This is a genomic window from Microbacterium flavescens (genome assembly GCF_018588945.1).
In the GTDB taxonomy this organism is placed as follows: Bacteria; Actinomycetota; Actinomycetes; order Actinomycetales; family Microbacteriaceae; genus Microbacterium; species Microbacterium flavescens.
In genome coordinates, this window is sequence record NZ_JAFIWA010000007.1 from 18062 (window position 1) to 38349 (window position 20288).

The window sequence follows — 20288 nt, forward strand, 5'->3', positions numbered from 1 at the left end:
GACACCGTGAGAGACAATGGTGCTCCGCGACGTCGCCTGCCCGGTGGCGCCGACGGGGCAGAAGGACGGGAATGCCACAGGACACCGAGCGGGACGACGCTGCGCTCGTGGCGCAGGCGGCGGGGGGCAGCGAGCACGCCTTCCGCGCCCTCTACCGTGCCTACGTGCGGCCGGTGTACTGGCTCGCCTACGGGCTGGTCGGGAACGCGGCCGATGCCGAGGACGTGACCCAGGAGACGTTCCTGGTCGCGTGGCGGAAGCTGCCCGGCCTCGAGCTGGCCGGGGAATCGCTGCTGCCGTGGCTGGCGACGGTGTGCCGCTTCCAGGCCGCCAACCGCATCCGCAGGCAGAAGCGCGATCGCGAGCACACGGCCGCTGCCGCCGACGAGACCCTGCCCGCGACCGTGGACGTCGAGGAGCAGGTGATCGGGGCCGACCTGGCTGACCGCATCCTGCAGGAGGTCGCCGGGCTCAGCCCGCTCGACCGCGACATCTTCCGCCTGTGCGCGGCCGAGGGATACGCCTACCAGGCGGCCGCCGATGAGCTCGGCGTGGCCCACGGCGTCGTGCGCAACCGTCTCTCCCGCATCCGGACGCGTCTCCGGACCGTTGTGAAGGAGAGCACATGAGCACCCAGCACCCCACGGGGGCGCCGGCGGCGCTTCCCGAACTGAGCGACCAGCGCATCGACGAGATCGAGAACGCGCTGTTCGCCGACATCGCGCGCGAACGGACGGCGACACACGCCCGCAGCGCGCGCCGCGGGCGGATCTGGCTGGCCGGCGGTGCGGCTGCGGCGATCGTGGCGGTCGCGGCGGTCATCGCCCCGAGCGTGGTCCCCCTCGTCAGCGGCGGCGCCGGCGGGTCTGCCGACTCCGCCATCGCCCCCGATGTCCCCGTCGAGTCCTCCGAGAGCGACGGCGATGCGGCACTCGACTCCGGCGCCACCACCGACGACAGCGGCGGCAGCCGGAGCGACCTGACCGGTGCGCCCGGCGCCGCCGTGATGGGCGAGGAGTCGGCCGTCGAGCGCGAGATCATCACGACCGCGTCGGCCACCGTGGCCGTCGACGACGTGACCGTCGGGGCGCGGACCATCGGCAACTCCGCGGTCGCGCACGACGGCTACGTCGAGTCGATGAACATCGGCACCGACGGGGCCTACTACCCGGTCGACCCGCAGACCGGCGTCGCGTACGACACGATGCCCTACCCGTACACCCCGAACGGCGCCTGGATCAGCATCCGCGTCCCGTCCGGCGAGCTGCCTGCCGTGATCGACGAGCTGTCGGACGTCGGCGAGGTGACCGCGTCGTCCATCAACCGGCAGGACGTCACCGAGCAGACCGTCGATCTGCGCGCTCGGATCGACGCGGCGCAGGCATCCGTCGACCGTCTCGTCGACCTCATGGCCGAGGCCTCGAGCGTGTCCGACCTCATCGCTGCGGAAGCCGCCCTCTCGGAGCGGCAGGCGATGCTGGAGTCCTACCAGCAGCAGCTGGAGATGCTCGAGGACCAGGTGGCCATGTCGTCGCTGACGGTGACGCTGCACCCTGTCGTCGAGACGGTCGAGGCCGACCCCGCCGGTTTCGCCGACGGACTCGTCGCGGGATGGAACGGCCTCGTCGCGACGCTCAACGGCATTGTCATCGCCCTGGGCTTCCTGATCCCGTGGCTGGCGGTCGCGGCCGTCGCCGGCCTGATCGTGTGGGCCATCGTGCGGGCGGTGCGCCGCCGGCGAGCGGCTAATCGAGATCACCGCCCCGTGTCAACCGCCTCGGAGATCGCTCCGCCGTCGGACTAGCGTGGGGTCCTCCCCCTACGAGGAGACGACGTGAGCGGCTACGAGCCCCTGATCGGGCCAGTTCATCCGCCCGGACTCCATGTGATGACGTTCAACGTGCGTCGCCGACTGGACGCGGCCGCGTTCTCGCCGGCGGATCGCTGGAGCGTCCGGGCGCCACGTGTCCGGACGCTTCTGCGCACGGAGGTCCCGACGCTCGTGGGGCTGCAGGAGGCGCTTCCCGACCAGGCGTCGCTCGTGCGCGACTCCCTCGGTCCGGCCTACAGGCTGATCGGCCACGGTCGCAGCGCCACCGGTGGCGGCGAAGGATGCCCGATCGTCTACGACGCCGGACGCCTGGAGCTTCTGCGGTGGTCGCAGAAGGCGCTGTCGGACAGCCCCGACGTCGCCGGTTCGCGCTCGTGGGGCAATCCGATCGCGCGGGTCCTCGTCACCGCGCTGTTCAGGGATCGCTCGACAGAGCAGTCCTTCACGGCGATGAACACGCACCTCGACCCGCTGTCGCACCGGTCGCGAGTGCGTTCGGCGGCCGTGATCCGCGAAGGCGCGGCCGACGCCGGAACTCCGGTGGTGGTGACCGGTGATCTCAACAGCCGCGCATCGTCTCGTCCGATGAGCACGCTGCTGGAGGGTGACGGACTCCGGGATGCGTGGGACGCGGCATCCGCTCGCCTGACCCCGGAATGGGGGACCTACGCTCGGTACCGGGCACCCCGGTCGAAGGGCGCGCGGATCGACTGGATCCTGGTGTCTTCCGGCGTCACGGTCGACCGCACCGCCATCAACGCCGGTCGGATCGACGGAGGCTGGCCGTCGGATCACCTGCCCGTGCAGACGGTCCTCCGCGTCCTGGCGGAGGAGGCGGCATGAGACGCGCGTTCCTGCAATGGCCCCGCACCGCGGGCGAGCTCACCGCCGACGGCGTGCGGATCCTCGCCGTGGTCAGCGTCCTCGCGGGGGCGATCTGGTGGACGCCGACGGATGCCGGAATCCTCGCCTTCGCGCTGCCGGCCACGCTCCTCCCCCGCTTCCTCAGCGTGCGGCCGGGGTTCGACATCGCCTACGGGATCACGATCCTCGTGGCGGCGTGGAGCAATGTGCTCGATCTCTACACGTCGATCGCGTGGTGGGATCTGGCGGTGCATTTCGTGGCGACCGGCGTGGTGGCCGCGATGCTCTGCGTGCTGCTGAGCCGCTGGGGCGTTGTCGTGTGGCAACCCGAGACCCGTTCGATGCGTCGCGTCCCGCTCATCGTCGTTCCGGTGCTCGCCCTGGCGATCAGCGCTCTCTGGGAGATGGTCGAGTGGTTCGGCTACACCTTCATCAGCGATGACATCTTCGTCGCGTACGCCGACACCATCGGCGACATGGTCGTCGGCGGACTCGGCGGCGTCGTCGCCGGAGTCGTCACGGCCTTCGTCCCGCTGGGAGTTCGGGCGAGGGTCGCGGTCGACGACCGGTAGAAAGCAAGAAGCCCGGTCCGATGGACCGGGCTTCTTTCGTGTTGGTGACCCCAGCGGGATTCGAACCCGCGTTACCGCCGTGAGAGGGCGGCGTACTAGGCCGCTATACGATGGGGCCGTTTTCGCAACCGTTCGATTATGCCATGCCGTTCATGCCCTCTCCAAATCCGCGCGGGAACCGACGCGTCGCTTGCCCGCGCCGAGTCTCCGGGGTTGACTCGGGGCATGCGAGTGACCAAGTTCGAGCATGCCGCCCTGACCCTCCTCGAAGCCGGACGGACGCTGGTCATCGACCCCGGGTCCTTCACGACGCCGCTCGTGGACATCCAGGATCTTGTCGGCATCGTGATCACCCACGAACACCCCGACCACTGGACTCCCGATCACCTCGACCGTCTGCTGAAGGCGTTCCCGAACACACCGATCTACGGCCCCGAGGGCGTGGGCAAGGCCGCCGCCGGGTACGAGGTGACGCCTGTCCGCCCGGGCGACACGCTCGAGCTCGAGCCGTTCCGCCTGGAGTTCTTCGGCGGCCGCCACGCGGTGATCCACGAGTCCATCCCGGTGATCGACAACGTCGGCGTGATGGTGAACGACGAGTTCTACTACCCGGGCGACTCGTACGCGGTTCCGGGCAAGGAGGTGCGGCTGCTCGCCGCGCCGGTCGGAGCGCCGTGGCTCAAGATCGGCGAGGCGATGGACTTCGTGCTGAAGGTGGCGCCGCGACAGGTCTTCGGCACGCATGACATGACACTGTCGGTCGTCGGCCGCGACATGGGGCGCGCTCGGCTGCGCTGGGCGGTCGAGCAGGGCGGTGGAGAGTTCCTCGTGCTCGACCCCGGCGACTCCACAGACCTGTAGCGCACGCCGCGTGAAACGCAGACGACGGATGCCGCGCGGCTTCTCTCCGCGGCATCCGTCGTGCTGTGTCGCGCCGATCGCGGGGCGACCGAGCGCGCTACTCGGCGTCGAGATCGGTTTCGAGCAGTTCGACGAGTTCGTCGAGAGCCTGCTCGGAACCCTCCCCCTCGGCCTTGAGTGTCACGACGGTACCATGCGACGCACCGAGCCCCATGAGGGACAGGATGCTGCCGGCGTTGAGGTCCGGCCCGCCCTCCACCGCGATGGTCACGGGCACGCCCTTCTCCTGCACGGCCTGCACGAAGAGCTTCGCGGGGCGGGCGTGCAGCCCTGAGCTGCTCGCGATGGTGGCCTGACGTTCTGCCATTTCGTGTCTCCTTCGATGGATGGTCGTGCGGTCGGTCACGCGGGCACTGCCTCGAACGGAGCTTCTGCCTGCTCCAGCTCCTTGCGGCCGACCCACTTCTTGAGTGCGACGACCACGAGTGCGGTCACGACCGTACCGGCCGCGATGGCCACCAGGAAGCCCCAGAACGGACTGATCGCGAAGAATACGAACGCGCCGCCGTGCGGTGCCAGTGACTGGACCGCCAGCGCCATGCTCAGGCCGCCCGTCACCGCGCCGCCGACAAGGGATGCCGGGATGACCCGCAGCGGATCGGCGGCAGCGAAAGGAATGGCGCCCTCGCTGATGAAGGCGGCACCGAGCAGCCAGGCCGCCTTGCCGTTCTCTCGCTCGACGGGCGGGAACAGGTCGCGGGCGATCACCGTGGACGCGAGCGCCATCGCGAGGGGCGGCACCATGCCGGCGGCCATGACCGCGGCCATGATCAAGTACGGCGTGGGGTTGTCCGGCGACCCGGCGGCGAGTCCCGCCACGGCGAAGGCGTACGCCACCTTGTTGACGGGCCCGCCGAGGTCGAAGCACATCATCAGCCCGAGGATCACCCCGACGACGACGATGCCGGCCGTGCCGGCGAGGTCGTTGAGCCAGAGGGTCAGGAGCTCCATCAGCGTCGCGATCGGGCGCCCGAGGAACAGCACCATCAGCCCGGAGGCGACGATCGAGGCCAGCAGGGGGATGATCGCGACGGGCATCAGGCCGCGCAGCCACCGGGGCACCCGCCAGGTGCCGATCCACCACGCCGTCACGCCGGCGAGAAGGCCGCCGATGATACCGCCGATGAAGCCGGCGTTCATCAGGACGGCGACCGCACCCGCCACGAATCCGGGGGCGATTCCGGGACGATCCGCGATGGCGAAGGCGATGTACCCCGCCAGGGCGGACACCAGGAATCCCATGGACGCCGCACCGATGGCGAAGGCCACGGATCCCAGGTAGATGCCGAGCCCTCCCTCGGGGAGGTCCCACAGCGAGTTCTGGACGACCACGGTGTTGGCATTCGCCGGCGCGGTGTAGTCGTCGCCGAAGAAGAGGAATCCGAGGGCGATCAGGAGTCCCCCGCCCGCGACGAACGGGATCATGTAGCTGACGCCGGTGAGGAGGATCCGCTGGATGCGGGCTCCCCAGGAGATCGGCTCAGACGACGCAGCGGCGCTCGCCGCGCCCGCGGTGCCGGAGACACGGGTCGCGTCGGGGTCGTTGGCCGCGGCGACAGCCTCGGCGATCAGCTCGCGGGGCTGTTCGATGCCGCGCTTGACGCCGGAGCGCACGACGGGCTTGCCCGCGAACCGCTGCGGCTCGCGCACGTCGACGTCGGTCGCGAAGATCACCGCGTCGGCGCGGTCGATGACGTCTCGGGGCAGCGCCTGGTAACCGCTGGAGCCCTGCGGCTCGACGACGAGGTCTACTCCCCCGGCCACGCCGGCTGCCGTCAGCGCGTCCGCGGCCATGAAGGTGTGGGCGATGCCGGTCGCGCACGCGGTGACGGCGACGATCCGTGCGGGGCGACCGTCGACGACCAGCTCGCTCGGCGTCGGGGTGGCGGCGGCGGACGCTGTGGCGGCCGGCGCCGCGGCGCGGGGGGCGGCGGTCGAAGCATCCCCCTCCCCGATCGCCTCGCGCACGATCGCGACGACCTCGTCGTCGGTCCGTGCCGCGCGCAGCCCGGCGGTGAAGCCCTCCTGCATGAGGCTGCGCGCGAGCTTGGACAGCACCGCGAGGTGCGCCTCGGCTGCGCCTTCGGGAGCGGCGATCAGGAATACGAGATCCGCGGGACCGTCCGGTGCGCCGAAGTCGATCCCGGGCGCGAGCCGCGCGAACGCGAGGGACGGTTCGATGACGGCCGCGCTCTTGGCGTGCGGGATCGCGATCCCGCCGGGCAGCCCTGTCTCGTCCTTGAGTTCACGCGTCCACGCGTCGTCGAACAGCGCCTGGGCGTCGGTGGCGCGGCCCTGAGCGACGACCCGAGCGGCGAGCGCGCGGATGACCTCCGCCTTGTCGGAGCCGAGGCCGACGTCGAGACTGACGAGCTCCGGTGTGATGGTGTCGGACACGGTGACCTCCAGGGGTCGGTGTTGGCTGGGATCAGGCTGGCGAGAGAAGGGTGACGAGCACGTGGCCGGCGGGAAGGTCGGCGGGCGTCGGCGCTTGGGTGCCGGGAAGGGATGCCGCAGCCGCGCCGTAGCGCACGGCCTGACGCAGCCGCTCCTCCGGCGTCGCTCCGGCGGCTTCGGCCAGGACGTACCCCGCGAGCGAGCTGTCGCCCGCCCCGACCGTGCTGACGACGCGGACGGCGGGCGGAGCGGCCGACCAGGCGGCGTCGGCTGTGACGAGCACCGCGCCGGCAGCGCCGAGCGTGACGAGCGCCGCGGCGACCCGCGAGGGCACGAGCGCGCGTGCCACATCGACAACGGCTGCCGCAGCGCCGCCGTCGGTAAGCGCGACGCCGGCGAGCTCGGCGAGCTCGTCGTCATTGGGCTTGATCAGGTCGGGCCGGCCGCGCTCGACGACGGCCGCCAGCGCCGGGCCGGAGGTGTCGACCGCGATCAGCGGGGCATCGGTGCCGTGGGCTTCGCGGACAGCCGAGATGACGTCGACGTAGAAGTTGTCGTCGACACCGGGCGGCAGCGATCCCGCCAGCACCAGCCACCGAGCTGCGGACGACGCGTCGACGACCGCAGACACGACGGCCGCGGCATCCGCTCCGCTCAATGGGGCGCCGGGCAGGTTGAGCTTCGTGGTCATCCCCGAGGGATCGGTGATGGTGACGTTGGCGCGGGCATGGCCGCGGACCGTGACGCGATATGCGGTCAGCGACGATCCGCGCAGGGCGGTGTCGAACGGGTCGTCGTCGGCGAGCGGCAGGACGGCGACGACGTCGACTCCGGCCGCCGACACCGCGCGAGCGACGTTGATGCCCTTCCCGCCGGCGTCCTCGCGCGAGGATGCCGCGGCCTGGACATCGCCGGGCCGAAGCGGCTGATCCAGCGCGATCGTGCGGTCGAGGGACGGGTTCGCCGTGAGGGTGACGATCATGGCCGCCACACCTCCACGTCGGCGTCCGCGAGCGCAGCGGCGAGTTCCGTGTCGGGCCGGCCGTCGGTGACGAGCACGTCCACATCGGACAGCGATGCGAAGCCGACGAGCAGCTCGCGACCGAGCTTCTCGGCGTCCGCGACGAGGATGACCCGGCGCGCAGTGCGGACGATGGCCCTCTTGACGGCGGCCTCGTCGGGATCTGGGGTGCTCAGACCGAACCCGGCCGACACGCCGTTCGCCCCCAGGAAGGCGATGTCGGGGCGCATGCCCTCGATCGCGTGGACGGTGTCGGTGCCGACGGCGGCGCCGGTCACGCCGCGGACCCGGCCCCCGATGAGCGTCAGCCTGGTGTCCGTCGCCGCACTGAGCGCGTGGGCCAGGCTGAGGGCGTGGGTCACGACCTCGACTTCTTCGGACCTGAGGCGCCGCCCCAGGTGTGCAGCAACGGCTGCGGTGGTGGTGCCCGCATCGAAGAACACGGATCCTCGGAATCCGTCGGGGAGCGCAGCCGCCGCGCGGGCGCCGATCGCGGCCTTGGCCGGCCCCTGTCGCTGCTGTCGCTCCCACAGCGACGCTTCGGTGGTGCTCGCCCGCTCGATGCCGACCGCACCGCCGTGGACGCGACGCAGCACGCCTTCGGCCTCCAACTGGTCGAGGTCGCGGCGCACAGTCTCCGTCGTGACGTCGAAGCGACCGGCGAGTTCAACGACGCTCACTCTGCCGTCCGTCTCCAGCAGGCGTTCGATCTGCTCCTGGCGCTCCGTCGCGTACATTCATGACCCTCCATCGGATTCCCACAGAATACAACACATCCCAACATAAAACAATATCCACTGTTGGATATCGTCTTACCGTGGCCGACAAACCCTCCGCCGACATGACCATCGACGAGGCCCTGGTGCGCCGGCTCCTCGCGGCGCAGGCGCCCTCCGACGTCGCGTCCCTCCCCTTGATCCGGGTAGCCGAGGGCTGGGACAGCGAACTGTGGCGGCTGGGTGCGGACCTCGCTGTTCGTCTCCCGCGCCGGGCGGTCGCCGCCCCCCTCATCGAACACGAGCAGCGCAGCCTGCCGCTGATCGCCCCGGCGGTGGAGGCGACGGGTGTCCGCGTCCCCACGCCGCTCGTGCACGGCCGTCCCGCTGCCGGGTTCCCGTGGCCGTGGTCTCTCGTGCCGTGGTTCGAGGGAGTGCGCGGGATCGACGTGCCACGGGTCGAGCGACGCGAGTGGGCGGGGCCGCTCGCACGGGCGCTGGCGGCACTTCACGTAGAGGCACCCGCCGACCACCCGGTCAACCCGGTGCGCGGGCGTGCTCTCGCGACGCGGGCGGCGGTGTTCGAGGAACGCGTGCACATCCTCACCGCCTCTGGTCGACTGGACTCTCCCGCGGCGGCCGCGCTGACGGACGTGTGGCTCCGCGGTGTCGCCGAGCGTCCTTGGGCCGCGACTCCGGTGTGGATCCACGGTGACCTGCATCCGGGCAACCTCGTCGCGGCCGGCGGGCGGCTGCGCGCGATCATCGACTTCGGCGACGTGACAGCCGGCGATCCGGCGTACGACCTCGCCGTCGCGTGGCTCGCGTTCGACCACGCCGGCCGGTCGGCTTTCGTCGAGGCGGCCGGCGATCGATACGACCGCGCCACCTGGATCCGCGCGCATGCGTGGGCAGCCGCGATCGCCGTCGTGCTGCTCGCGCACAGCGACGACAACCCGGACTACGAGAAGCTCGGCGCCGATTCCGCCCGCGAGGTGATCGCCGCGGCATCCCCGCGCTGACCGCCGCCCGGCGTGCTCACCCAGACATCCACGTGCCCGCCGCGCCCCACGAAGCGGATCACCGTCCCGATGGGAAGGGGCTCGTCGAGCGCGAGGGACATCCCGTCGTACACCGTGAAGTCCAGCACGGGGTCGAGCCCCGCGCCGCTGCACGTCGCACTGAGGAAGCCGTCGTCGTGCGACAGGAGCACGCAGCGCGAGTCGTCGACCGCTCGAGCCGTCCAGACCTGGATCACATCGAAAGCCTCGTGCGGCACCACGCTTCCCGGGTCGACCCCCCAGTAGTCGAGGTTCTCTCTGAACCCGGCACCGCGCTCGCCGCCGCCCGGCTCGACCTGGAGCGTGAGATCCGGCGGAGGCTCGGAATCGGTGGGCCACAGGAACCCGAGCCAGATTCCCAGCCCTACCCCGGCCGCTGCGGTGACCGCCCACAGCGGGACCCGCTGCCACCAGCGGCGCGCGGGCGCCGTGGGAGACGCCGCGGCGTCGGGTGCCTCGGGCAGATCGGCATTGTGCACGGGAGGTGTGTCTGCAGCGGGAGGTGAGGTCTCGGATGCCTCGCCGACGACGGGCTGCGGCTCGGGAGCGAGCAGGGGGCCGACGCGGCGGGCGCCGCCGTCATCATCGCTCGATGCCGTGAGATCCTCGGCCGGGATCGGCCGCGCCAGTTCCTCGAGTTCGTGAAGCCGCCGCTGGGCGATCGGATCGCCGTCGATGTCGGCATCCGGGCCGTACGCGCGGCGCCGCAGAGCGGCGAGCTCCTCCATGCGGGCCGTCGTCAGCGCTGGCGCGTCCATGGGGCCATTATCCGCCCGCTGGAGGCATTCGTCTCGGACGGTTCTTTGTCGACCATCTACAGAAATCGAGTCTCAGCAAACGTGACACTTGGTCCCAGCCGGAAGAGTGCGGCGACGTCGATCCGCCGACTGCTACCTTCGCATCGCTTCACGACGACGCTCGTCCCGGCGCACCGACGATGGTGCGCCGGCGATCACCACCCCGGAGATCGCGTCGTCGGCCGGCGACAGCATGCCGGCGCACTTCCGCACGCCTGCCCGCAGGCGCGACCACCAGGAGTCCTCAGTGACGAGAACGACAGTCCACACGCACGGCCTCGGCATGCGCATCGCCGTCATCGTGCTCAGCGTGCTGCTAGCCGCGATGATCTTCCTCTACTTCGCCACGACGTCGAAGATCGCCGCAGGCGCGCAGCAGCTCGCCGACGGCACGACGCAGGCGGACGCCGGATCGGCGGAGCTCGCCGCCGGCGCGGTCACGCTGTCCGACGGCGCCGCCGAGCTCAGCGCGGGTGCGACGCAGCTCGACGACGGTGCTGCGGCTGCGGCCGCCGGTGCCGCGGCGCTCACGGCCGGCGCAACGTCGGCCGACGCGGGAGCGGCGCAGCTGTCGAGCGGAGCGTCCTCGCTCTCGGAGGGCGCATCCTCGGCGGCCACCGGAGCTGCGAACCTGAGCGCCGGTGCGCAGCGTGCCGCGACGGGTGCGGCGGATCTGGCCGCTGGAGCGAAGAACGCCTCGATCGGCGCAGAGACGCTGGCGGGCAAGACCGCGCTGCTCGCTCAAGGGGTGGTCGGCGCGGACACCTACTCCAAGACGCTCCTGTCGAAGGCCGAGGGCTTCCGCGACCTGCTCGCGAAGGGAGTGACGCCCGACGTCGTGACGCTCTCGGGCGCAGGGGCGCAGCTCGGCGCCGTTGCGGCGTCGGCACCGGGCAACGCCCACACGCTGGCGACGACGATCGCCGCGCTCGCGGGAGCAGACCCGACCAATGCGACCCTGCAGGGCCTGAAGCAGCTCTCTGCGGGACTCGAACTGCAGGTCGGCGCGTTGGCCAAGCCTGCCGCCGGCGCACCGGCGCTCGCGCAGGGCCTGATGCAGGCAGCGGGCGGTGCTGAGCAGGTCGTCGGCGGTCTCGACGGGCTCGTCCACGGCGACACCGCGAACAAGTGGCCCGGCACGGTCGCACTCGCGGACGAGAAGACCGGCGCCCCCGCGCTCGCAGCCGGGGCGGCTGACCTGCGCGACGGCGTCGCGCAGGTGCGGGCGGGCGCCGACAAGGTCGCCGCCGGTGCAGGGGAACTCGCCTCGGGCGCCGCGAGTCTGCACACGGGCACGCAGTCCCTCGCAAGCGGCGCAGGCTCGCTGTCCGCCGGCGCCACGACGCTGGCCGACGGCACCTCGAAGCTCGCAGCGGGAGCGGAGGCGCTCTCGACCGGAACGGAAGAACTCGCCGCCGGTTCGGGCACGCTGGCCGAAGGCTCGCAGACGCTGGCCGACGGAACGGTCGAGCTGGCCACCGGTGCCGCGTCCCTCAACGACGGCACCGCGCAGATCGCGGACGGCTCCGGCGAGCTCGCCGCAGGAGCGGCGGGAGCGACGCCCATGGTGCTGCCGTGGCTGCTGCTCGCAGCGCTCGCAGGCCTCGTGGCGATCGGATTCTGGATTGGCCATCGGGTGAGTCACCGGAGCCGGGCGATGGGGGAACCAGCCATCGCGTAAGCGCCTGGAGAAACGAAAAACCCCCGCTGAGCGGGGGTTTTTTCGTTTGGCTGGGGTACCTGGACTCGAACCAAGAACAAAGGTACCAGAAACCTCCGTGTTGCCAATTACACCATACCCCAAGGCGTACGACCGCAGTCGTGCCGAAGATCAAGTTTAGACGACGGAGCCGTCTGAACCAAACCCAGCGTGTCGCGTCAGCTGACGCGGGGCACAAGATCGCCGAGACGGCCGATGGATACCGTCTTGCCCAGCAGCTCCATCGACTCGAAGAGCGGCGGCGAGATCCGGCGCCCGCTCAGCGCGACACGGAGCGGACCGTAGGCGACGCGCGGCTTGAGACCCAGTCCATCGATCAGCGCTGCCGAGAGAGCCTCCTGCAGCGCCGCCGCAGTGAAGTCGGAGTCGGGCACGCTCTCGAGCGCCCCGACGGAGGCCACCAGCACCTCCCCCGCGTTCGCGGGCAGGCTCGAGAGAGCGTCCTCGTCGTAGACGACCTCATCACGCAGGAGAAACCCCAGCAGCCCGGGCGCTTCGCCGAGGAGCTGCATGCGCTCCTGCACGAGTGGTGCCGCGGCCTCGATGATCTGCTGCTGCTGCGGCGTCGGCGGCTCCGACACAAGACCCGCCGTGGCCAGGTACGGGACCAGCCGCTCTGCGAAGTCGGCGGGCTGCAGCATCCGAATGTGGTCGCCGTTGATCGACTCGGCCTTCTTCTGATCGAAGCGGGCGGGGTTCGGATTCACGTCGACGATGTCGAAGGCCTCGACGAGCTCGTCGAGCGTGAACACGTCGCGATCGGGCGCGATCGACCAGCCGAGAAGCGACAGGTAGTTGAGCAGGCCTTCGTGGATGAAGCCCTTCTCGCGCTGAAGGAAGAGGTCGGCCTTCGGGTCGCGCTTGGAGAGCTTCTTGTTGCCGACCTCGCCGAGCACCAGCGGCATGTGCGCGAAGCGCGGGATGAACGTCGTCACGCCGGCGTCGACGAGCGCACGGTACAGCGCGAGCTGGCGTGCGGTCGAGGGCATGAGGTCCTCGCCGCGGATGACGTGGGTGATGCCCATGAGCGCGTCGTCGACCGGATTCACGAACGGGTAGAGCGGCACGCCGCCGGCGCGCACGAGCACGAAGTCGGGGAAGGATCCGGCCGGGAACGTCACCTCGCCGCGGATGAGGTCGACGTAGGTGAGGTCCTCCTCGGGGACCCGCAGGCGCCAGGCGGGCTCGCGGCCCTCCGCCCGGAACGCCGCCTTCTGCTCGTCGGTCAGATCGCGGTCGAAGTTGTCGTAGCCGAGCTGCTTCGCGCGTCCGTTCGCCTCGTTGCGGGCGTCGATCTCCTCTGCCGTCGAGTAGCTCTCGTACACGGCGCCGGCCGCGACGAGCTTGTCCAGCACCTCCCGGTAGATGTCGTGCCGCTGCGACTGGCGGTACGGCGCGTGGGGACCGCCGACCTCGACCCCTTCGTCCCAGTCGATCTCGAGCCACCGCAGGGCATCGAGCAGCTGAAGATAGCTCTCCTCGCTGTCCCGCGCGGAGTCGGTGTCTTCGATGCGGAAGACGAGCTTGCCGCCGTTGTGCCGCGCGTACGCCCAGTTGAACAGGACCGTGCGGATCAGACCCACATGCGGAAGGCCGGTGGGCGACGGGCAGAAGCGCACGCGCACGTCGGCCCCGGTCGCGGTGGTGGTGCGGGGATCGGGTGAAGAAGGCATCGCCGACAAGTCTAGTTGCGGGATGCTGCGATGCCCGGTGGAGGAGCTGCAGGGCCGCTGTCCGCCGAACGGGTGACATTCCGAAGCCCTCGGGCTAACCTCGCCATCAACCGGCTGTGTCACCCGGCCCGGCCGACGGCCAATCGACGAAGGAGTCGAACGTGACCTCAGTTCTCGCGCGTCTGCGCCGTGGCACCATCGGTGCGACGGCGGCACTGGCGCTCACCGTTCCGCTTGGACTCGCCGTCGCTCAACCGGCGATGGCGGCTGTCGAGCCCGCGCCGCCGCCCGTTCAGAAGCTCATCGCCGACGGGGAGTCGGCGGTGAGGATCTCCGGTCCCGACCGCTACGAGACGGCGGCGCGCATCTCCCTCGAGTTCGGCGCGGCCGACGTCGTGCACGTCGCGTCGGGCACCGCGTTCCCGGACGCGCTCAGTGCGCAGCTCCCGCCCTCGTCGGTCCCGACCGAGGACGTTCTGCCCGGTGGGCTGTGGCCGGCGTCCCACGCCGGCGGCGGCGGAGCACCGACGCTTCTGACGCAGCAGAACTCGGTGCCGTCGGCCACGGCGGCGGCACTGTGGACCCTCGCGCCCACGACGATCCGCATCATCGGCGGCGAGGGCGCGGTCTCGCGAAGCGTCGCTCGCCAGCTCTCGGCCTACGGCACCGTCGAGCGGATCGGCGGTGCGGATCGCTACGAGACCTCGGCACTGGTCGCCGCGAAGTTCCCGAAGAACCTTCCGATCCTGTTCGTCGCGACGGGCGAGACCTTCCCCGACGCGCTCGCCGGCAGCGCCGCGGCCGCGCGGGCGCAGGCGCCGATCCTGCTCACACGGAGCACAGCGCTTCCCGCTGTGACCGCCGCCGCGCTGCGGTCGCTCGCACCCCGCACAGTGGTCGTCCTCGGTGGTCCCGGCGCGGTCAGCAACGCGGTCGTCTCCGCCATCACCGCGATCGTGCCCGACACGACGCGTATCGGCGGCGCCGACCGTTATGAGACGGCCGCCGCGATCGCGCAAGCGTACGAGCGCGACAGCTCACCGCTGCTCGCCACCGGACAGACCTTCCCCGACGCTCTCGCCGGCGGCGCCTTGGCGGGACACCTCGGAGCACCGCTCCTGCTGACGAAGAGCACATCACTGCCGCCGTCGACCAGCGCGGCGCTCGATCGACTGTCGCCGCAGGGCATCAGCATCCTCGGTGGCACCGGCGCGGTCAGCCAGGCCGTGCAGAGCGCTGTGAACGCGCAGCAGCCGCGGTGGTTCGACGAGACTGTCGCCCAGATCCTGTCGTTCAACGACTACCACGGCCACCTCGAAGCCATGGAGGGCGCCGTGCTCACCCCGGCCCAGGATCCCGACCAGAACCTCGTCGGCGGCGTGGAGTACCTCTCGACGACCCTCGCGGGTCTGCGGACCACGTCGCTCGCCGACCGGACGATCACCGTCGCGGCGGGCGATCTGATCGGCGGTTCGCCGTTCCTGTCGGGGCTGTTCCAGGACGAGCCGTCGGTGGAAAGCCTCAACCACATCGGACTCGATGTGTCCAGCGTGGGCAACCACGAGTTCGACGAGGGGACCGAAGAGCTCCTCCGCATGCAGAACGGCGGGTGCCACCCCGAGAAGGGATGCTTCTTCCCCAACGAGCCGTACGCGGGCGCGGACTTCTCGTGGCTGGCAGCCAACGTGGTCAACCGCGTCGGCGGCGGCACCCTTCTGCCCGGCACAGCGGTGCGTGAACTCGGCGGCATCCAGGTGGGATTCATCGGGATGACCTTGGAAGCGACTCCGACACTCGTGGCGCCCGGCGGCGTCGCCTCGGTGGAGTTCCTGGACGAGATCGTGACGGCGAACGCCGCCGCGGCCGAGCTGCAGACGGCGGGCGTCGAGGCGATCGTCGTGCTCCTGCACGAAGGCGGCTTCCAGACGGGTTCGTACAACGGGTGCGAAGGCATCTCCGGCCCCATCGTCGCGATTGCCGAGGGGCTCGATCCGGCCATCGACATGATGGTCACCGGCCACACCCACATGCCGTACATCTGCGACATTCCCGACCCCGACGGCAACAGCCGCTACGTCACGAGCGCGAACCAGTACGGGCGTGTCGTGACCGACACCAGCCTGGTGCTGAGCCAGACCACGGGGGATGTCGTCCGGGACCGGGTGTCGTCCGAGAACAACCTCGTGCTCCGCACGGCGGCCGACCCCGCGGCGACGGCGATCATCGACAAGTGGGCCGCACTCAGTGACGTCGTCGGTGGTGAGGTCGTCGGAAGCGTCGCCGAGGACATCACCGGAGACTCGAGCGGTGACCGCGGAATCGAGACGCCCCTGGGCAACCTCATTGCGGACGCGATCCTGGCGGGCACCTCGGCTCCCGAGGACGGCGGAGCGCAGATCGCGTTCATGAACATCGGGGGCATCCGGGCCAGTCTCCTGTTCAACGCCCAGTCGCACGATGAGCAGCCTGGCGAGATCACCTATGCCGAAGCATTCGCCGTGGCTCCGTTCGGAAACATCACGGTGACACTCGACCTCACGGGGCAGCAGATCAAGGACGTGCTGGAGCAGCAGTACGTCCCGGCGCGCAGCCGGCAGTTCCTGCATCTGGCGACGTCGGGAGGGCTGACCTATTCGTGGGACAAGTCAGCCCCGGAGGGCGAGCAGATCAGTGATCTGATGTTCAACGGCACGCCGCTCGACCCGGCGGCGACCTACCGTGTGGCCACGCTGAGCTTCCTCGCGGAAGGCGGTGACAGCTTCACGGCGTTCACCGGTGGCATGAACCTCGTCGGTGGTCCCGAGGATCTCGCCAACCTGGTGGAGTTCTTCGGAGCGAACCCGGGCCTGACGGCACCGGCGACGGACCGCGTGACCGAGATCGCACCGGCGCCGGCACCCTAGCGGCAGGTCATCCGTCACGGCGGCCGGTCCCGCAAAGGGTCCGGCCGCCGGTCGTCACTCCGACATCCGCTCCAGCACATGCTCGATTCCGGCGAGCACCGCACGGACGGCAGGCACTCGCTCGGCGCCGTGCGCCGTCACGACGTGGATCGTGCGGGACTCGGTCGGCGGGAGCGGCAGCGTCACCACGCCCGGCAGTTGGGGGAAGGATGCCACGGCCATGCGCGGCAGGGTGGCGACGCCGATCCCCTGCGCCACGAGGCCCTCGACCGCGACGAAATTGTCGGTCTCGAACGCGATGTGCGGCTCGAACCCGGCGCGTGCGCAGAGCTCCAGCAGATGTCCACGGCAGCGGGGGCAGCCGGCGATCCATCTCTCCCCCGCGAGTCCGGCGACGTCGACCACCGCGGTGCCCGCCTCGCGGTGACCCGCCGGCAGCACCGCCAGGAGGTCGTCCGTGCCGACGGTGCGGACCGAGAGACCGCGGGCACTCGGTCCGTGCGGGTCGTCGCGGTCGCCGGGATAGCTGAAGGTCAGCGCGATGTCGGCACGGTCCTCGCGTACCGCCACGACCGCCTCCGGCGGCTCCGCCTCGAGGTACGTGACGGTGACGCCGGCGTGGCCCGCCTCGAGCTCGGCGAGAAGGCGCGGCACGATTGTGGGCGATGCGGACGGAAAGCCCACCAGCCGCACGCGCCCTGCGCGCAGACCTCGAAGCTCCGCGAGTTCGCCGGCCGCGGCATCCAGCGCCGTCGTCACCGCCGGCGCGTGGCGCGCGAGGATGCGGCCCGCCTCGGTGAGGCGGACGCTGCGGCCGACCCGCTCGACCAGCGGAACCCCGAGCCGCCGTTCGAGCCGCTTCAGCTGCTGGCTGATCGCCGGCTGGCTGTAGCCGAGCGCCGCCGCGGCGCCGGTGATGGACCCGGCATCCGCGACGGCCTTCACCACACGAAGCACCTGCGGGTCGAGGTCGGGATCGTCGAACGCGCTCATGCCGGAATCATAACGAAGCGACATGATTCGCATGCATCACCTCCCGTAGACGAATGCGTCGGCGACGGTCAGGCTGGGTCCATGTCCACTCTCGCCGCCCCGCACCCCGCGATCTACGCGGCCCGAGCCGAGTTCACCGGCGGCCGCGGCTACCTCGCCGCCTGCACGGTGGGCCTTCCGACTCGCGCCGGTCGAGCGGCGGTCATCGCCGACCTGGATGCCGCGGCCGCGGGTCGTCCCGATCCGAAGGCTTACTCCGCCGCGGTCGAACGCACGCGGGATCACTTCGCGGCGCTCGTCGGCGTCGGCTCCGACCGGGTGGCCATCGGCTCGCAGGCGTCCGTCGCGGCGGCGCTCGTGGCGGCATCACTCCCCGACGGCGGCGAGGTGCTCATCGCCGACGGCGACTTCTCGTCGATCGTGCTTCCGTTCGTCCATTCGGGCCGCGGGCTGCGCGTGCGCACCGCTCCCCTGAGCCGCCTCGCCGACGCGGTCGGCACCGACACGGCTCTCGTCGTCTTCTCGCTCGTCCAGTCGGCCACCGGTGAAGTCGCCGATGCCGAGGCGATCCTCGCCGCGGCGACTGCGCACGATGCACGCACGCTGTGCGATGCGACGCAGGCGGTCGGATGGCTGCCGGTCGAGGCATCCCGATTCGATGCGGTCATCTGCCACGCGTACAAGTGGCTGTGCGCGCCGCGCGGCGTCTCCTTCCTCACCGTCTCGCCGGCGCTGCAGCGCGACATGCCGGCCCTCTACGCCGGGTGGTATGCCGGGTCCGATCCGTGGTCGTCCTGCTACGGGCGCGAGGTCGACCTGGCTCCGGACGCGACCCGGTTCGACGTCTCCCCCGCCTGGCAGGCCTTCGTCGGCGCCGAGCCCGCGCTCGCGCTGTTCGCGTCGCTGGACGCGGGCGTCCTGCACGCGCACACGACCGGACTCGCTCGTCGGTTCCGTGAGGGTATGGGACTGAAGGCGCCCCGACGCGAGAGCGCGATCGTGACGTGGGCGGATGCCGACGGTGCCGATCTCGCCGCCCTCACCGCCGCTGGGGTGACCGCCTCGGGTCGCGCGGGACGCGCACGCGTGGCCTTCCACGTCTTCAACGACGAGGATGACGTGTTTCTGGCGCTGCGCGCACTCGGCCGTTGAGTCGGCAGCGTCGACTCGCCCGGTGCAGTCGGAGGCCAAGCCGTCGGACGCGCTGGTGCGCCTGTCGATCGGGCTCGAGAGCCCCGACGATCTCATCGCCGAACTCGAGCAGGCGTTCGCGCGCTCCAGGGTGCTCTCGCACCAGGTCTGAGGTCGCCCCGCCCGGAGCGCTTTCCCCACAGGTGATTGAGCGAAGAGCCCCGGGGCCGCGGTGCCGTTCTCAGGACGAGTCGACACCCGGGACGACCCCCGCCGCGGAAATCCGGTGCTGCGAGCGCGGGGGCTGTCCATCGATCCTGAGAACGGTACGCGGCCTCACGAACCGGGGCGTCGCCTCGCCCACGGCTCGTTGAGCGAGGAGCGAAGCGACGAGACGAAACGCCTCGAACCCGCAAAGAGCCCCGGCGCGTCGCCTCCCCCACGGGTCGTTGAGCGAGGAGCGAAGCGACGAGACGAAACGCCTCGAACCCGCGAGGACCCCCGTCGGTGCGACGCGTTTCGTCTCGCTCCGCTCGCTCAACGACCCGGGTTGCCTCCCCTGTGAAGGGCCTCAGGCCGTGGGGGCGGCGCGGCGGACCGCGAGCTCGTCGAGCGTCTCGGGCGCCTGCGCCTCGAACGCCACGAGCTCGGTCTCGACCTCGCGAAGCACCTTGCCGACGGCGATGCCGAAGACGCCCTGACCGCGGCTGACGACGTCGATGACCTCGTCGTTCGACGTGCACAGGTAGACGGACGCGCCGTCGCTCATGAGGGTGGTTCCGGCGAGATCGCGGATGCCCGCGGCACGCAGCTGATCTAGCCGCGCACCCGCAGTGTCAGTCGAAGTCGACCGGTGTCTGGCGCGGATAGGCGCCACCGGCGAGCTTGACCAGGCGCGCGTGCGCGTACTCGCACACCAGCGCGTGCCGGTACACCATCTGGGGGACGTCGACGTTCGAGTCCATCCAGAGGCTCAGTCCGCCCACCTTCCAGTGCCGGAACGTGTCGTCGTCGCACACGAGCGCGAGGATCTCGAGGAACGAGTCGTCGAAGCGGATCGAGTGCACCGCGCGGCGATACTCCTCGACCGTGAGCGCCATCGAGAACGGGATGTTCATGAAGCAGAGCGCCGTCTGGATGTCGAGCCGCAGCAGCCGGCGACGATGACGCTCGGCGTCGAGCGGCGGGATGTCCAGCTGCGAGAAGTCGAGCGTCTCGGGCCGTGTCAGCGGCACCGGGTCGAGCGCGATGAGCAGGTCGTAGACGTTGACATCGTGCTCGACCACCGCATTGTCGCCCAGGCCCGCGAGGGTCTCGGGGCGCAGGGTGACCGGCTCCATGTCGATCGCGGTGTTGCGGATGATGAAGTTGACCAGGTTCGTCTCGACGACGAAGTGCCGGATCAGGAGGTCGACTGCGTCCGGCGAGACGAAGTGCCGCAGGAACCAGACGCAGAGCCGGTCCATCGTCGACAGCGGCATCCACCGGAAGGGGAGCACCCGTTTCACGATGGAGACCAGCGCCACGACGAGGCGCGAGAGGATCCGCACCACCGGATAGAGCCAGCGCCGCGACAGCCGGCGCTGGTCGTCGATGATCTGCCGCACGACCGCCCGATCGAGCGGGATCGACGGATCGGCGTAGATCGCCTCCCACATGCTCGGATCCGAGCGCACGAACTCCGCCAC

General features: G+C 70.7%; 18 protein-coding genes, 2 tRNA genes and 1 pseudogene. 10 read left to right on the forward strand and 11 right to left on the reverse strand.

Annotation, left to right across the window (positions count from 1 at the left end; translation table 11 throughout):
• Positions 1-71: 71 nt before the first annotated feature.
• Genes JX005_RS13670 through JX005_RS13685 form a run of 4 tightly spaced genes read left to right on the forward strand, consistent with a single transcriptional unit; the run spans position 72 to position 3267 of the window.
• Positions 72-629 carry an RNA polymerase sigma factor gene (locus JX005_RS13670; protein ID WP_214468107.1) on the forward strand — a complete coding sequence of 186 codons (558 nt, stop codon included), beginning with the start codon at positions 72-74 and terminating at the stop codon, positions 627-629.
• The gene (locus JX005_RS13675) at positions 626-1804 is read left to right on the forward strand and encodes a DUF4349 domain-containing protein (RefSeq protein WP_214468108.1); all 1179 of its coding nucleotides are present in this window, start codon (positions 626-628) and stop codon (positions 1802-1804) included. The genes JX005_RS13670 and JX005_RS13675 overlap by 4 nt, the downstream gene beginning before the upstream one ends.
• 30 nt (positions 1805-1834) lie before the next feature.
• Entirely contained in the window at positions 1835-2674 is an 840-nt protein-coding gene (locus JX005_RS13680; RefSeq protein WP_307858594.1) for an endonuclease/exonuclease/phosphatase family protein, read from the forward strand.
• Positions 2671-3267 (forward strand): DUF2238 domain-containing protein, encoded by a 597-nt coding sequence (locus tag JX005_RS13685; RefSeq protein ID WP_214468109.1) that lies wholly within the window; start codon positions 2671-2673, stop codon positions 3265-3267. The genes JX005_RS13680 and JX005_RS13685 overlap by 4 nt, the downstream gene beginning before the upstream one ends.
• Before the next feature lie 42 nt (positions 3268-3309).
• Here the strand turns inward: JX005_RS13685 and JX005_RS13690 are convergent.
• Positions 3310-3385, reverse strand: a tRNA-Glu gene (locus JX005_RS13690).
• Positions 3386-3492: 107 nt separating this feature from the next.
• Here JX005_RS13690 and JX005_RS13695 point away from each other — a divergent pair.
• Positions 3493-4128, forward strand: coding sequence for an MBL fold metallo-hydrolase (locus tag JX005_RS13695; RefSeq protein WP_214468110.1), 636 nt, complete (start codon positions 3493-3495; stop codon positions 4126-4128).
• Positions 4129-4225: 97 nt separating this feature from the next.
• Here JX005_RS13695 and JX005_RS13700 read toward each other — a convergent pair whose 3' ends face one another.
• From JX005_RS13700 to JX005_RS13715, 4 genes are read right to left on the reverse strand one after another with little or no spacing between them, the layout of a single operon-like run.
• Positions 4226-4495: an HPr family phosphocarrier protein gene (locus JX005_RS13700; protein WP_214468111.1), complete on the reverse strand. Its 270-nt coding sequence runs from the start codon at positions 4493-4495 to the stop codon at positions 4226-4228.
• Positions 4496-4530: 35 nt separating this feature from the next.
• Positions 4531-6585, reverse strand: coding sequence for a PTS fructose transporter subunit IIABC (locus JX005_RS13705; RefSeq protein WP_214468112.1), 2055 nt, complete (start codon positions 6583-6585; stop codon positions 4531-4533).
• A gap of 31 nt (positions 6586-6616) precedes the next feature.
• Positions 6617-7567 (reverse strand): 1-phosphofructokinase, encoded by a 951-nt coding sequence (gene pfkB, locus JX005_RS13710; RefSeq protein WP_214468113.1) that lies wholly within the window; start codon positions 7565-7567, stop codon positions 6617-6619.
• The gene (locus JX005_RS13715; RefSeq protein ID WP_214468114.1) at positions 7564-8343 is read right to left on the reverse strand and encodes a DeoR/GlpR family DNA-binding transcription regulator; all 780 of its coding nucleotides are present in this window, start codon (positions 8341-8343) and stop codon (positions 7564-7566) included. Before JX005_RS13715 ends, pfkB begins: the two co-directional genes overlap by 4 nt.
• Before the next feature lie 80 nt (positions 8344-8423).
• Here JX005_RS13715 and JX005_RS13720 point away from each other — a divergent pair, with 80 nt between their 5' ends.
• Positions 8424-9344, forward strand: coding sequence for an aminoglycoside phosphotransferase family protein (locus JX005_RS13720; RefSeq protein ID WP_214468115.1), 921 nt, complete (start codon positions 8424-8426; stop codon positions 9342-9344).
• On the opposite strand, the gene JX005_RS13725 is transcribed toward JX005_RS13720, so the two are convergent.
• The gene (locus JX005_RS13725; RefSeq protein ID WP_214468116.1) at positions 9284-10141 is read right to left on the reverse strand and encodes a hypothetical protein; all 858 of its coding nucleotides are present in this window, start codon (positions 10139-10141) and stop codon (positions 9284-9286) included. The two genes, JX005_RS13720 and JX005_RS13725, sit on opposite strands and share 61 nt — an antisense overlap.
• Before the next feature lie 286 nt (positions 10142-10427).
• Between JX005_RS13725 and JX005_RS13730 the strand changes: the two genes are divergently transcribed.
• Entirely contained in the window at positions 10428-11861 is a 1434-nt protein-coding gene (locus tag JX005_RS13730) for a hypothetical protein (RefSeq protein ID WP_214468117.1), read from the forward strand.
• 47 nt (positions 11862-11908) lie between these two features.
• Here JX005_RS13730 and JX005_RS13735 read toward each other — a convergent pair.
• Together JX005_RS13735 and gltX are read right to left on the reverse strand one after the other, a co-directional pair.
• Positions 11909-11983 (reverse strand) — tRNA-Gln (locus tag JX005_RS13735).
• 75 nt (positions 11984-12058) lie between these two features.
• Positions 12059-13573, reverse strand: coding sequence for a glutamate--tRNA ligase (gltX, locus tag JX005_RS13740; RefSeq protein ID WP_214468118.1), 1515 nt, complete (start codon positions 13571-13573; stop codon positions 12059-12061).
• A gap of 161 nt (positions 13574-13734) precedes the next feature.
• Here gltX and JX005_RS13745 point away from each other — a divergent pair, with 161 nt between their 5' ends.
• Entirely contained in the window at positions 13735-16476 is a 2742-nt protein-coding gene (locus JX005_RS13745; RefSeq protein ID WP_214468119.1) for a cell wall-binding repeat-containing protein, read from the forward strand.
• A 54-nt stretch (positions 16477-16530) separates the two neighbouring features.
• On the opposite strand, the gene JX005_RS13750 is transcribed toward JX005_RS13745, so the two are convergent.
• Positions 16531-17469: a LysR family transcriptional regulator gene (locus tag JX005_RS13750; protein WP_246533986.1), complete on the reverse strand. Its 939-nt coding sequence runs from the start codon at positions 17467-17469 to the stop codon at positions 16531-16533.
• Positions 17470-17550: 81 nt separating this feature from the next.
• Between JX005_RS13750 and JX005_RS13755 the strand changes: the two genes are divergently transcribed.
• Entirely contained in the window at positions 17551-18621 is a 1071-nt protein-coding gene (locus JX005_RS13755; RefSeq protein WP_214468121.1) for an aminotransferase class V-fold PLP-dependent enzyme, read from the forward strand.
• A gap of 22 nt (positions 18622-18643) precedes the next feature.
• Positions 18644-18772, forward strand: a complete 129-nt coding sequence (locus JX005_RS13760) for a hypothetical protein (RefSeq protein ID WP_307858595.1) — start codon at positions 18644-18646, stop codon at positions 18770-18772.
• A gap of 399 nt (positions 18773-19171) precedes the next feature.
• On the opposite strand, the pseudogene JX005_RS13765 reads toward JX005_RS13760, so the two are convergent.
• Positions 19172-19420 (reverse strand): annotated as a pseudogene (locus tag JX005_RS13765) (MerR family transcriptional regulator); the annotation flags it as partial.
• A 16-nt stretch (positions 19421-19436) separates the two neighbouring features.
• Entirely contained in the window at positions 19437-20288 is an 852-nt protein-coding gene (locus JX005_RS13770) for a DUF6999 family protein (protein ID WP_214468123.1), read from the reverse strand.

What these genes read in the sequence shown, in the direction of transcription:
- JX005_RS13670 (WP_214468107.1), top strand. Translation starts at nt 72, where the DNA reads ATGCCACAGGACACCGAGCGGGACGACGCTGCGCTCGTGGCGCAGGCG.
- JX005_RS13675 (WP_214468108.1), top strand. Translation starts at nt 626, where the DNA reads ATGAGCACCCAGCACCCCACGGGGGCGCCGGCGGCGCTTCCCGAACTG.
- JX005_RS13685 (WP_214468109.1), top strand. Translation starts at nt 2,671, where the DNA reads ATGAGACGCGCGTTCCTGCAATGGCCCCGCACCGCGGGCGAGCTCACC.
- JX005_RS13695 (WP_214468110.1), top strand. Translation starts at nt 3,493, where the DNA reads ATGCGAGTGACCAAGTTCGAGCATGCCGCCCTGACCCTCCTCGAAGCC.
- JX005_RS13700 (WP_214468111.1), bottom strand. Translation starts at nt 4,495, where the DNA reads ATGGCAGAACGTCAGGCCACCATCGCGAGCAGCTCAGGGCTGCACGCC.
- pfkB (WP_214468113.1), bottom strand. Translation starts at nt 7,567, where the DNA reads ATGATCGTCACCCTCACGGCGAACCCGTCCCTCGACCGCACGATCGCG.
- JX005_RS13715 (WP_214468114.1), bottom strand. Translation starts at nt 8,343, where the DNA reads ATGTACGCGACGGAGCGCCAGGAGCAGATCGAACGCCTGCTGGAGACG.
- JX005_RS13725 (WP_214468116.1), bottom strand. Translation starts at nt 10,141, where the DNA reads ATGGACGCGCCAGCGCTGACGACGGCCCGCATGGAGGAGCTCGCCGCT.
- gltX (WP_214468118.1), bottom strand. Translation starts at nt 13,573, where the DNA reads ATGCCTTCTTCACCCGATCCCCGCACCACCACCGCGACCGGGGCCGAC.
- JX005_RS13750 (WP_246533986.1), bottom strand. Translation starts at nt 17,469, where the DNA reads ATGAGCGCGTTCGACGATCCCGACCTCGACCCGCAGGTGCTTCGTGTG.
- JX005_RS13755 (WP_214468121.1), top strand. Translation starts at nt 17,551, where the DNA reads ATGTCCACTCTCGCCGCCCCGCACCCCGCGATCTACGCGGCCCGAGCC.